The organism is Actibacterium mucosum KCTC 23349 (assembly GCF_000647975.1).
Lineage (GTDB): Bacteria > Pseudomonadota > Alphaproteobacteria > Rhodobacterales > Rhodobacteraceae > Actibacterium > Actibacterium mucosum.
In genome coordinates this window covers 1-12000 of the sequence record NZ_JFKE01000015.1, presented here as the reverse complement: position 1 = coordinate 12000, position 12000 = coordinate 1, and the positions used below count along the sequence as shown (strand labels likewise).

The following is a 12000-nucleotide window of genomic DNA, read 5'->3' as shown; positions in this document are numbered from 1 at the left end:
CTGCCAGTCTTTGCCACCTTCAAATCGCAAAGGGGGACGTACTCGGAGAAAACTTCTCCAAACACTCATTCAGAAGCTTGCCAAATATCATGATAACCGAAACCTCTTCCTTTGATATCAAGGTTATGCCAGATATATTAATCTGGTTTTCGAGCAACTTCGGTATTGTCGAAGAAATAGTGCACAACGTACTCCAAGTCTTCTATGGCATTGGAAACTTCTTGATCTCGCCCAATCGTACCAACGAGATCAGGATATCTAAGCATTTCAGCTCATATTTTGAGAAATTTTATGGTATGCGCACTCATGGAAAATTCCATGATCTCCAAAAAGTTACCCATGAGTGGGAAGGAGTGGATACCAAACTCCACGAACATTGGGTGGGTTCATATTCGGCATGACATGGGCTTGATCTAAGTCAGAAATTCTCACATTTTCCACGATGTCGCTTGGCTCAGGGAAATCTCGTCCGTCAAACAATCTATGTCGAATGATCTCTTTAGCATCGTCTACGGAAAAGGCCGTTACACCCACACCTACATAACACGACATAGGAATCGCGGCTCGGTCTGCAAATGAAAACTCGAACCAGTACTTTGTTAGTTTCTCCAGATGCTTCATGGAAAAGTACCCGGGCCGCGTGGCTCAAACGTTATGAATGGACCTTGGTTAGGATTTGGGTATCCAGGAACAATTCCGTGACTTCGATCTATTCCCGGCAAACGATTTTCCAACCCTCTAAAGCGCTCAATGGAACCTGGTGACACGACGTAGTCGATATCACTTCCAATTTTGCGTTCGGCCCTCACAGCGGAGCCAACGACAGAAAGAGGTCTTCCAGCTTGGTCAACAACGGTTTGAATGGCTTGAATTTCTCCAGGCAATAGATCGCCATAACCAGGTGTTATTTTCGTGAGCGCGCCGTCTCCTACTCTTCCTCTAACACCGGCACCAACTGTCATCGCGCCTGCCACTGTTGCGATCTGCGCTTGTTGGCTAGCCTCAACACCAGGAATGCCAGGTGCAGCTCCAATCTGCCGTTGGATTTCTGCTCCGGGGCCACCATTGATGAATCTGTCAATCACGCCGCCGGGGCATGGCCCACCGCACCCTGCTGCATAGGCTTTGTAGCTTTCAATTATTGCCCGAACTCTAGGATCATCCAATGGGAGTTCGGATAAGTCATAGTTATTTGAAAGCTCCCCAAAGAGTTCTGGGTCTTCTTCCTGAAGTTCACGTGCCAGCTCCGTCGGATCATCGTAGTCTTCAGGCCCGACTTCATTCCCGTTTGGGTCACTTAAGTTAATAGGGTCGTTGAAGCTGTAGGCGTATCGGTTTGTCCCGACTCCCGGATGAGTGGGGTCATACCAGTCTGGTTGAATAAACATGGCTGACGCCTGCGAAGCAAAGATCGCAACTAGCGTGGTCAAAATGAACTGTTTCAAATGGCGGAGCATATCTGTTCCCCTAAAACGTGTAATTACAAACGAACGTTACCCTATCTGTGCAGTTGTCACCAACCAAAGACTCCGCCCTGTTAAACATGGCACGGTTAACCCGTTGAAGGTAGGACAGATAGGCGCGTCGATCTTCGGGAACATCTTGCGTTGTTGGATATTTCTCGTGAAATTCCGTGCGCAACAGATGGTAAGAGGCCGTGGCTTTCTTGACCGCACCACTTTTCAGCAATTGAACGAAAGTAAACGGGTTTCTGTTCCGCCTTGCAGTTCGGTGGATTGCCGGGGTCAAGTGCGATTTGCGACCCGGCAAAGCCCGTTGATGACCGTGCGGGGCGCATGAGGCATAGCCGCCGGCGCAAAAACCGGCGGCTTTTGGCTTTGTCCGGGATGCTTTACCCGCGCCCGCTCTGCGTTATGAGCGTCATGCCTGTCGCCACAAGGGTTCTTTCGCGCGGACGGGATCGAGGATCGACCAGTTGTGTTCCTCAACCTCGAACCCTTTTGGGAAAGGCGCGCGCGCCTCCATGCCCAGCGACGCCATTACTGCGTCATTGCGGTAGTAGACCCGGTTCACAACCGCCTGCAGCAACGCCGCCTCGGCCCCGTGATCGTCAAGGAATTCCGCCACACGGCCGGCATCGTCGGGGGCATCCAAGGCCTCCCACGCGGCAAGGGCGTTCTTTACTCCGCCAATCGCATGCGTGTTCGCGTCGTCGACAATCTCGGCCATGATGGACGGGTCATCGGCGCCCGGCACGTTGTGGGTTGCACTCGCCGGCACCATCAGCCCGGCGATGGTGGTGAAGGTCTGGACTTCAGCTTGGGTAAGAACGTTGGTCATCTTGCACCTCAATCGAACAGGTTGGCCAGGCGCTGCTTGATCTGGTCAGAGATATACAGAGCCAATGCTTGAATGGTATTGGTCGGGTTCACGCCCGAAGACGTCACGAAGATCGAACCGTCAACGATGAACAGGTTCTTCACGTCATGCGCGCGTCCCCATTCGTTCACGACCGAGCTTGCCGGGTCGGTGCCCATGCGCGCGGTGCCCAACAGGTGCCAGCCGCCATATTCGATCGGCACCTGTTTGAACGTCTTGGTGGCCCCGGCGGTTTTCAGGATGGTTTCGATCTGTTCGACCGAATGGTTCAGCATGTTGATCGAGTTTTCGCTGAGCGTGTAGTCGATCTTGGGGGCCGGAATGCCGTTGCTGTCGACCAGTTCCGGATCGATTGTGACCGTGTTGTGCAGTTCCGGCAGGTCTTCACACACCGCGACCCAGCTGGTCGTGCGGTTGTGCAGCGCCCGCACCGCGTCATGGTGCCCTTCACCCCACGGGATCTCGCCCCAGCCATAGCCGTTCATTACGGTCTCAACCGTCGCTGCACCGCGGTGGCTTTCCAGAAGATAGCCGCGCACAAAGCCCCGGTCTGCCTTTGTCTCGTAGTGTTCCAGTGACCACACGTTCTTGTGCGAGCCGCGGAACCCGTCCAGCTCTTCCTCGAAAACGCCGTTCACCCATGAATAGGGGTGCAGCATCAGGTTCTTGCCCACTAGCCCGCTGGAGTTGGCAAGACCATCGGGGTGGGATTTCGATTTGGAGTTCAGCAGCAGACGCGGCGTGCCAACACCGTTCGAGGCGACAATCACGATATGTGCCTTCAGGTGATGCTCGACGCCATCATTGTCGAAATACAGGACACCGGTGGCCATTCCCTCGTCATCGGTTGTGACCTGGCTGACGCGCGCACCGGTGCGGAATTCGACGCCCGCGCGCATCGCATGTTGGGCATAGGTGATATCGGTCGACGCCTTCGCCCCCTGTGCGCAGCCAAACAGGCATGCGCCAAGGTTGATGCATTTGCTGCGCCCGTCGTAATCCTCGGTCGCGATGGCGGTATCGGACGGCCACCAGTGCCAGCCCAGCTCGTTACAGGCCTCGCCAACCTTCTTGCCGGTTTTGCCCAGCGGGACCGGCGGCATGACACGCTTTTTGCCGGGCGGGTAGGCGGGATCACCTTCCAGGCCCGAAACCCCCATCATCTTTTCGTTTTCTTCGAAAAACGGCTGCAGCATGTCATAATCAACCGGCCAGTCATCGGCGACGCCATCCAACGTTTTCACACGGAAATCGCTGGGCAACAGCCGTGGCATGTGCCCGGCATAAAGAACCGTGCCACCGCCAACACCGTTCCAATTCACGATCTTGATCGGCGAATTGTCGTCGTTGATCGGATAATCCTGTGGCGCTTTGCGGTGGTTCGGGCTGTGGGTCCATTCGTTTTGAATCCGCGTTTCCCAATCCTTGTTGTTGGTCGGGTATTGCGACGATTCCGGCATCGGCCCCTGATCAAGGCAGACGATATGCATTTTGGTTTCGGCCAGGTTCCAGGCAACAGCTGCCCCGGATGCCCCGGCCCCGACGATGACGACGTCGACAGTATCTTCAGACATGGTTCTCCTCCCGAATTCGGTTGTGTCTGACGGGGCGGTTGGCCCCGGATATGGATTGTCAGGTGGTGGCGATATCCGCGCGGCAATGGGCCAGAACTTCTGGGTTCACCACGTGTTTCGGGGCGCGACCGGACAGGACGGCGGCAACCTCGGAAGGTGCCCCGCGCTTCAGCAGCGCCATCGCCTCTTCCGAGTACCAGGCGGCGTGAGGGGTCACGATGGCATTGCCCAACTGCCGCAGGGGATGCGTTTCCGGCAACGGCTCGGGGTCGGTGGCGTCCAGAACGGCGCCGGCAATCCGGCTCTCGGCCAACGTGTCGATCAGGGCCTCGGTATCTACCAAGGGCCCGCGCGAGACATTGACCAAGGTCGCGCTGGGCTTCATCGCTGCCAGTGTCTTGGCGTTGACGATGTGGCGCGTGGCGTTGTTCAGCGGGGGGTGCAGCGACAGGAAATCGGATTGCGCCACAACCTCGTCAAAGCTAGCAGGTTTGGCCGCGAAACCTTCAACCGGTTCGGTTACGGCGGGATCGGAAAAGATCACTTCCATACCCAACCCCTCGGCCCGCCACGCCAAAGCCCGCGCAATATTGCCGAACCCGATCAGGCCCAGCACCTTGCCTTTCAGCCGCGACATCGGTTTGCCCGGCGCCAAAGACCAGCTTTCGTCGCGCACGTCCCGGTCATAAACCGCCAGCTTCCGTGCTTGCGCCATGATCAGGGCAAGGGCGTGTTCGGCGACTTCTTCGATACAATAAGTAGGGTTGTTTGTGACGATGATTCCAGCACGTGTGGCGGCCGCGATATCGATGGTATCCACACCGATTCCATAGCGCGAAATCACTTTGCAACGCGGCATGGTTTCGATCAGTTCGGCCGAAATCGGGCCGGCATAGACATTCAGGACCGCATCACATTCTGCCAGCTCGGGCGCGATCGTCGACAGGTCGCTGGTGTTGAATATCTCGAGCGTCCCAATCGGCCCAAGTAGTTCTTTTTCAAAGGATAAATCATCGGTTACGGAATCCGTCACAACGATTTTTACCTGCCCTTCATCTCCATCCAGCATCGGCCTAACTCCTCCCATTCGTGCAAAGCGACGTCGATTTTCGAGCGTTAAGGCCCTTCGGCGTCAATTGATATCTTAGCGGGTAAGATATTAGATACTTGACGTCAAGCCTGTTGTTGATGCAAGGTGCACATCAACGACGCAAATGCTGATTTGTCGTAGGGAGGAAACTGGACAATGACGACGCCCAAGGCACGAACGGACCTGTTTTATATCAATGGCGCCTGGGTTGCGCCGCAGGGCAGCGCTCAGATCGATATCGTGAACCCGTCTACCGAATCGGTGATCGGATCGGTGACGCTGGGAAATGCGGATGACGTCGAGGCCGCGGTCACCGCCGCCGCTGATGCGTTCCCGGCCTGGTCGCGCAGCACCGTGGCCGAGCGGATCGAGCTCTTGCGCGCAATCGAGGCCGAGTATACCCGCCGCGCCGACGATCTGGCTGAGGCCGTGCATCAGGAAATGGGGGCGCCGCTTGGCTTCGCCGCGGGCGCGCAGGTGCCGGTTGGCGGTGCGCATATCGCGCAGATGATCGACACGCTGCAAGCGTATGACTTCACCGAACAGCGCAACGGTTTCTCCGTTGCCAAAGAGCCGGTGGGCGTCGTGGCCATGATCACCCCTTGGAACTGGCCGCTGAACCAGATCAGCACCAAAGTTGTGCCGGCCCTGGCTGCCGGGTGCACGATGGTTCTGAAACCTTCGGAAATCTCGCCGATAAACGCCGCCATCTTTGCCGAGATCATGGACGCCGCGGGCGTTCCGGCGGGTGTGTTCAACCTGATCCACGGCGATGGCCCGACGGTGGGCGCGGTGATGTCCTCACACCCCAAGGTCGATATGGTCAGCTTCACCGGTTCCACACGTGCGGGCGTGGCCGTCGCAAAATCGGCAGCCGATACCGTGAAGCGGGTGCACCAGGAATTGGGCGGCAAGTCTGCCAATATCATCCTGCCCGATGCCGATCTGGAAAATGCTGTAACTGCTGGCGTGGCCGGGTGCTATATTAATGCTGGTCAGTCCTGCAATGCGCCGACCCGCATGTTTGTCTCACGCGACCAACAAGACGAAGTTTCCCGGATCGCTGTACGCGCGGCCAAGGGTTTTGTGCCGTCGACCCAGAACGGCAATGGCGAGCAGATCGGCCCCATGGTCAGCAAAGTTCAATTCGACAAGGTGCAGGCGCTGATCCAGGCCGGGATCGACGAAGGTGCCAAGCTGGAAACCGGCGGGGTCGGGCGGCCGGATAGTGTTCAGGACGGATGGTTCGTGAAGCCGACGGTGTTCTCGAATGTTACGCCTGACATGCGTATTTCCCGCGAAGAGATCTTTGGCCCCGTTCTTTCCATCCTGCCATATGACAGCGTGGAACAGGCGGTCGCCATGGCCAACGATACCGAGTATGGTCTTGCCGGTTACGTTTCGGGCAACGATCCGGATGCCGTGGCTGACATCGCCAACCGTCTGCGCGCCGGCACCATTTTTGTGAACAGCCCGGATTGGACGCCGCAAATGCCGTTCGGCGGGTATAAACAAAGTGGGAATGGGCGCGAATATGCCGAGTTCGGGCTTGACGACTACCTTGAAATCAAGGGAATCGTGGGGCAGGTGGCCTAAGGTCACAAGGGCGGATTCTGTCCGCAGAAGGGGTCAATTCATGGTACAACGCGCGAAATCTCTGACGACACAAGTCTTCGAAGAGTTGCTTGATGATATTGTTCTGGGCCGCCGTGCCTCGGGCACGATGTTGAGCGAGAAGGCCGTTTCGCAGGAATTTGGCACGTCCAAAACCCCCGTCCGCGAGGCGTTTGTACAATTGCAGGGTCTTGGCCTTGTGGATGTTCTACCCCAACGCGGATGCCTCGTTTTCAGCCCGACGGTCGAACAGGTGCGGCATCTCAGCGAGATGCGGGTCATTCTGGAATGCGCAGCCATGGAACTGGCGATGGAACGTGCGGGTCCGGCCACGATCAAGGCCCTGCGCAAACACTACGACCGTATGGAAAGCCGCATGGAAGCAGGCAAGCACACAGAGTTTGGCCGCGAAGACAACGCCTTTCACCGGGTGTTCTTCGAACATGCCGGCAACCCCGCGCTGATCGAGGCGCACGGTCTTTTCGCCCCGCGTCTTCAGGCCCTGCGTACCAACCTGCAATCATCCGACGGATATCTGTTGTCCAAGGCACAGGCCGACCATCTGGCCATCATCGAGGGGCTCGAGAACGCTGATATGGATGCAGCCACGACCGCACTGAAAAAGCATGTCAGCCGGATGATCGACAAATACGAAACCGAGGGCGTGCTACTGAGCAGCGCCACCGGGTAACTCCAGACAAACAACCTTCTGCTTGACGTGAAAGGAGGCACGGAGACGTCAATTTCGACCGTCGCGTAATATGTCAGATACTTGCGCGTTATATGTTAGATACTGAAAGATGCGGTGTTGCGCCGTATCCCGGTTCTCTTGGGAGGAGAATGAAGACCATGAACCAACGATCGAAATCCGTATGGCGCGGCGCTGTTGTGGCTGCCACGCTGGCCCTACCCGGCGCGTTGATGGCCGGCGAAAACCTGAGCGCCGAGGCCGAAGCGGCCAAAGCCATCGCATTGGAACAGATGAGCGGCAACGTTCAGTGGAGCGGCCCCGAAACCTCGCCCGCGCCGATTCCGGGCAAGCGCATTGCCGTGATCTCGTGCTGCCAGGCTGCCGAAGGCGCCGCACGCCCCGCCCGGTCGATGGAGGAAGCCGGTGCTCTGATGGGGTGGGAAGTGGACGTCTTTGACGGCGCCGGCGACCCGGTACAGCAGAACCAGGCGCTGAACGCCGCGGTGGATGCTGGCTATGACGGCATCGCGCTTATCTTCGTGGACACGCCGGTTGTATCCGATGGTGTGGCCCGTGCACTGGACGCCAACATCCCGCTGATTACGCTGGGCAGCCTGCACAACACCCCGGCCCATATCCCCGACGTGTCGCATGACTGGATCCACCAGGCCAAAGGTATCGGCGCTTATATGGCGTGGAAGTCGGGCGGCGAGGTGAACGCTCTGATGCTGAAGAACACCGACCTCTACATCACCGAGAATGGGCAGTTCAAAGGCGCGATGGACATCCTGACCGATCCGGCTTTCTGCCCTGATTGCGACATGGACGTCAAAGACTGGTCGCTGGCCAATCTGGACACACAGCCCGCCGCCATCGCCACCGCCGCGCTGAAGGCTGATCCGGCCACCAACTGGGTCTGGTGCTTTGATGCCTGCATGAGCCGCGTTGTGCGCACGCTGATCGCCTCGGGCCAGGGTTCAACGCTGATGGGGGCGGGTTATGACTGCCACGGCGAAAACCTGGGACTGATCCGCGATGGTATGATCCAGGCCGTCTGCGCCGCCGATCCGCGCGACTGGGAGGCTTATGCGCTGATGGACAACATCAACCGCATGATCCACGGTCAGGACGTTGTTGATCACGGCATCCCGACCCGCCTGTTTGATGCGTCGAACGTGCACGAACTGACCGAGCACGAGATCGACGAAGGTTGGCAGGGCGACTACGATTTCCGCAGCAAATACAAAGAGCTGTGGGGCGTCGATGGTTAACTCGGCCGCAATCGAAACCCAGGAGAGCCGCGCGGGCGGCTCTCCGATCCTCTCGGCGAAGGGCCTGTCGAAACGCTTTGGCTCCACACGTGCCCTGCACGAGGTGGATATCGAGCTGACACCGGGCCGCGTGCATGCGCTTCTGGGCACCAATGGCTGCGGCAAGTCCACGCTCGTCAAGGTGCTGGCCGGTGTGCACACCGCCGATGCCGGCCATGTCGAATGGCATGGGTCCGACCCCGCGATTGCCTTCGTGCACCAGGATCTTGGCCTGATCGGCCCGCTGTCGGTGGCCGAAAACCTGGTGATGGCCTCGGCCGATGGCTATCGCATGACCAAGGGACGGATCGACTGGAAACGCGGTCGCGAAGATGCGCGGCGGGTGATGCAGGACTGGGGCCTTGATATCGACCCGGACCGGGCCGTGGAAACCTATGGCCCCGCCGAACAAACGATGATCGCCGTGGCGCGTGCGCTCAGCTCGCTGCCTGAACATGGCGGGGTTCTGGTGCTGGACGAGCCCACGGCCCGTTTGCCCGTGACCGAGGCGGACGCCCTTGTCGATACGCTTGCAGAGCTGAAATCGCACGCGGTGTCCATTCTGTATATCTCGCACCGCATTGACGAAGTCATGCGGCTTGCCGACGAAATCACCATCCTGCGCGACGGCGCGCGGGTCTATCACGGTATCACCGACATGGATCGGGACGAACTGGTCCGGCTGGTGGTGGGCGACACCGTTGCTGCGGTGGACAAAGCACCGCGACGCCAGAAAGGTCGGCCGGTGTTGCAGGTGGAGAACCTGTGGGGAATGCGCCTGGAAAACGTCACATTGGATGTGGGGCAGGGCGAGGTTCTGGGCATTGCCGGGCTTGTGGGTTCGGGGCGGTCGGAACTGGCGCGCACCATCTATGGCCACCAGCCCTCGCTGGCTGGAAAGGTCGTGCTGAACGGTCAGGACGTGTCATGTGCGTCGATCCGCCGGCGGATGAAGGCGGGCATGGGTTACGTGCCGCAAACCCGCGCGCAGGGGTTGTTGCTGACCATGGATATTGCCGACAACATCACCATCGCAAAGATGCGCGACCTGATGCGGGGACCTTCGATTTCCGAACGGCTGGAAGAGGCCGCCGCAAAGGACATCGTCAAGCGCATGCAGATCAAGATTGGCGGCCTGCACCATGCAGTGGCCACCCTGTCTGGCGGCAACCAGCAGAAGGTTGCGTTGGGCAAATGGATGCGTCGCGATCTGTCCCTTCTGGTTCTGGATGAACCCACCCAAGGGATCGACGTCGGCGCACGCACCGAAATTTTTCGCACCATTCGCCAACTGGCTGAAACCCAGAATGTTGGCGTTCTTGTGCTGGACAGCGACCTGGAAATTCTCGCCGAGTTTTGCGACCGCGTTGTCACCATGGCGACCGGCCGCATCCGAGACAGTTTTGACGGGGACGACCTGACCCCCGCCGTGCTGGAACGCGCGGTTTATGGCCACTAGGAGGAAAACCAAAATGACGTTTTCGACTCTCACTTCCCGTTACAGCCTGCTGATCGGCTTGGGGGCTTTGATCCTGTTCTTTACGGCCATGCGCCCGGACATTTTCCCGACACTGGCCAATGCCGGGTCCATCATGTCGGATAACGCGGTGCTGACATTGGTGGCGCTGGGCATCATGGTGCCGCTGATCGTAGGGCAGTTCGACCTGTCGCCGGGTTTTGTCGCCAGTCTTGCGGTGATGATGACGGCGGGATTCCTGTCCGAATACCAGATGCACCCGTTGCTGGTGCTGGTCATCATCCTGACCGTCGGCGCCGCGATCGGCGCAACGATGGGCGTGTTGGTGGGGTACCTGCAGTTGAACTCGCTGATCGTGTCGCTGGGTGTGGGGTCGGTCGTGGCCGGTCTTGTTCTGCTTTACTCGGGCGGTCAGATCATCTTCAAAGGTATTCCAAAAGACTTCGTCGCTATCGGTCAGACACGCCTGTTTGACTTCGTGCCGATGCCTTTCATTTATGCCATCGTGATCTGCACGATCATGTGGTTCGTGCTGACGCAGCGCCCCGCCGGCCGTCGGCTCTACGCGGTAGGGGCAAACCCCGAGGCCGCCACCCTGATCGGCATTAACGTGCCACGCTCGATCCTGATTGCGTTCGTGATTTCGTCGATGATGGCCAGCCTCGCGGGTTTCATCCAGGTCTCGCGCCTTGGGGCTGGCCACCCGACCAGCGCGCAGGCCTTCCTGTTGCCTGCCTTTGCTGCCGCCTTCCTTGGTGCCACATCGTTCCGTCCCGGTTTCTACAATGTCTGGGGCACTTTCGTGGCGGTCTATCTGGTTGGCACTGGCACAACGGGCCTTTTCATGCTGGGTGCCGAAAGCTATGTGCAGCCGATGTTCAATGGCGTCGTTCTGGTCATTGCCGTTGTGGCCGCGCGTCTGGGTGTGATCCGCAGGAACCGGGCCGAAGTGGCCGCGGCCCGGCGGCGTATCCCGGAACCCTCGGGTCCGTCCGAGCTTCAATCCACCTGAAAACGCTCAAAGGAATTCACCATGAAACTTTGTCAGTTCGGCCCCGCGGGGGCCGAAAAGCCCGGCCTTGTCATCGATGGCAATATCCGCGACCTCAGCACCCTTCGCGGGTCGTGGACGCCCGCAGATCTTTCGCCCGAAGGCCTTGCCGCCATCGCCGCGTTAGACCTGTCCGCCTGCCCTGTGGTTGAACCTGACCGGATGGGCGTGCCCTGGACCGGGATCAGCAAGTATATCTGCATCGGCCTCAACTATGCCGACCACGCAGAAGAGGCCGACCTGCCCATCCCATCCGAACCCATCGTCTTTCTCAAGGCACCGTCGGCGATCTGCGGCCCCAACGACCCCACGCCCTATCCGGTCAACGGTTCGCGTCTGGATTGGGAGGTTGAGCTGGGGATTGTCATCGGCAAAACCGCTCGAAACCTGTCGCAGGCGGATGCGCTGGACCACGTCGCGGGATATTGCGTTCTGAACGATGTCAGCGAGCGCGCCTTTCAGATGCAGTCAGGTCAGTGGGACAAGGGCAAGGGCTGCGACGGGTTTGGCCCCGTTGGCCCCTGGCTCGTTACCCGCGACGAGGTCGCTGATCCGCAAAACCTCGACATGTGGCTGGAGGTGAACGGCACCCGCATGCAAACCGGGAACACATCGACGATGATCTTCAGTGTCGTACAGATCGTCAGCTATCTCAGCCGCTATATGACCCTGCTGCCCGGCGACGTGATTGCCACCGGCACCCCGCCGGGCGTCGGTATGGGGATCAAGCCTGATCCGGTGTGGCTGAATGTTGGCGACACGGTACGTTTGGGTGTCGCGGGCCTGGGGGAACAGTCGCAAACGGTGGTTCAGGCCGCCTAGGTCGCCCAACGTTACGCAGCGCAACTGAAAG

The 12000-nt window shown here is 58.8% G+C and carries 11 protein-coding genes; 7 read left to right on the top strand and 4 right to left on the bottom strand.

Features of this window, described 5'->3' with window-relative positions:
• A partial coding sequence (locus ACMU_RS18465; RefSeq protein ID WP_236626301.1) for a hypothetical protein occupies positions 1-401 on the top strand: 401 nt, incomplete at its 5' end.
• Between the two features lie 216 nt (positions 402-617).
• Here ACMU_RS18465 and ACMU_RS19385 read toward each other — a convergent pair.
• The 4 genes from ACMU_RS19385 to ACMU_RS18450 all read right to left on the bottom strand — a co-directional run bounded on the left by ACMU_RS19385 (position 618) and on the right by ACMU_RS18450 (position 4983).
• Positions 618-1457, bottom strand: coding sequence for an RHS repeat-associated core domain-containing protein (locus ACMU_RS19385; RefSeq protein WP_152544685.1), 840 nt, complete (start codon positions 1455-1457; stop codon positions 618-620).
• A 424-nt stretch (positions 1458-1881) separates the two neighbouring features.
• Entirely contained in the window at positions 1882-2301 is a 420-nt protein-coding gene (locus ACMU_RS18460) for a hypothetical protein (RefSeq protein ID WP_035262994.1), read from the bottom strand.
• Between the two features lie 8 nt (positions 2302-2309).
• On the bottom strand, positions 2310-3914 hold the full coding sequence (locus ACMU_RS18455; RefSeq protein WP_035262991.1) for a GMC family oxidoreductase: 1605 nt from the start codon (positions 3912-3914) through the stop codon (positions 2310-2312).
• Positions 3915-3972: 58 nt separating this feature from the next.
• Positions 3973-4983 (bottom strand): C-terminal binding protein, encoded by a 1011-nt coding sequence (locus tag ACMU_RS18450; RefSeq protein ID WP_035262988.1) that lies wholly within the window; start codon positions 4981-4983, stop codon positions 3973-3975.
• Between the two features lie 177 nt (positions 4984-5160).
• Between ACMU_RS18450 and ACMU_RS18445 the strand changes: the two genes are divergently transcribed.
• The 6 genes from ACMU_RS18445 to ACMU_RS18420 all read left to right on the top strand — a co-directional run bounded on the left by ACMU_RS18445 (position 5161) and on the right by ACMU_RS18420 (position 11969).
• On the top strand, positions 5161-6600 hold the full coding sequence (locus ACMU_RS18445) for an aldehyde dehydrogenase family protein (protein ID WP_035262984.1): 1440 nt from the start codon (positions 5161-5163) through the stop codon (positions 6598-6600).
• A gap of 40 nt (positions 6601-6640) precedes the next feature.
• Entirely contained in the window at positions 6641-7309 is a 669-nt protein-coding gene (locus tag ACMU_RS18440) for a GntR family transcriptional regulator (RefSeq protein WP_051588458.1), read from the top strand.
• Between the two features lie 158 nt (positions 7310-7467).
• Positions 7468-8580, top strand: coding sequence for a sugar ABC transporter substrate-binding protein (locus ACMU_RS18435; protein WP_201769917.1), 1113 nt, complete (start codon positions 7468-7470; stop codon positions 8578-8580).
• The gene (locus ACMU_RS18430; protein WP_051588456.1) at positions 8573-10078 is read left to right on the top strand and encodes a sugar ABC transporter ATP-binding protein; all 1506 of its coding nucleotides are present in this window, start codon (positions 8573-8575) and stop codon (positions 10076-10078) included. Before ACMU_RS18435 ends, ACMU_RS18430 begins: the two co-directional genes overlap by 8 nt.
• Positions 10079-10091: 13 nt before the next feature.
• Positions 10092-11108, top strand: coding sequence for an ABC transporter permease (locus tag ACMU_RS18425; RefSeq protein ID WP_051588455.1), 1017 nt, complete (start codon positions 10092-10094; stop codon positions 11106-11108).
• Between the two features lie 21 nt (positions 11109-11129).
• Complete coding sequence (locus ACMU_RS18420; RefSeq protein WP_035262979.1) at positions 11130-11969, top strand: fumarylacetoacetate hydrolase family protein; 840 nt, start codon at positions 11130-11132, stop codon at positions 11967-11969.
• The last annotated feature ends 31 nt before the right edge of the window (positions 11970-12000 follow it).

Excerpts from the sequence above, each read along its gene's own strand:
- ACMU_RS18425 (WP_051588455.1), top strand. The coding sequence starts at position 10,092 with ATGACGTTTTCGACTCTCACTTCCCGTTACAGCCTGCTGATCGGCTTG.
- ACMU_RS18445 (WP_035262984.1), top strand. The coding sequence starts at position 5,161 with ATGACGACGCCCAAGGCACGAACGGACCTGTTTTATATCAATGGCGCC.
- ACMU_RS18455 (WP_035262991.1), bottom strand. The coding sequence starts at position 3,914 with ATGTCTGAAGATACTGTCGACGTCGTCATCGTCGGGGCCGGGGCATCC.
- ACMU_RS18450 (WP_035262988.1), bottom strand. The coding sequence starts at position 4,983 with ATGCTGGATGGAGATGAAGGGCAGGTAAAAATCGTTGTGACGGATTCC.
- ACMU_RS18420 (WP_035262979.1), top strand. The coding sequence starts at position 11,130 with ATGAAACTTTGTCAGTTCGGCCCCGCGGGGGCCGAAAAGCCCGGCCTT.
- ACMU_RS19385 (WP_152544685.1), bottom strand. The coding sequence starts at position 1,457 with ATGCTCCGCCATTTGAAACAGTTCATTTTGACCACGCTAGTTGCGATC.
- ACMU_RS18460 (WP_035262994.1), bottom strand. The coding sequence starts at position 2,301 with ATGACCAACGTTCTTACCCAAGCTGAAGTCCAGACCTTCACCACCATC.
- ACMU_RS18435 (WP_201769917.1), top strand. The coding sequence starts at position 7,468 with ATGAACCAACGATCGAAATCCGTATGGCGCGGCGCTGTTGTGGCTGCC.
- ACMU_RS18440 (WP_051588458.1), top strand. The coding sequence starts at position 6,641 with ATGGTACAACGCGCGAAATCTCTGACGACACAAGTCTTCGAAGAGTTG.
- ACMU_RS18430 (WP_051588456.1), top strand. The coding sequence starts at position 8,573 with ATGGTTAACTCGGCCGCAATCGAAACCCAGGAGAGCCGCGCGGGCGGC.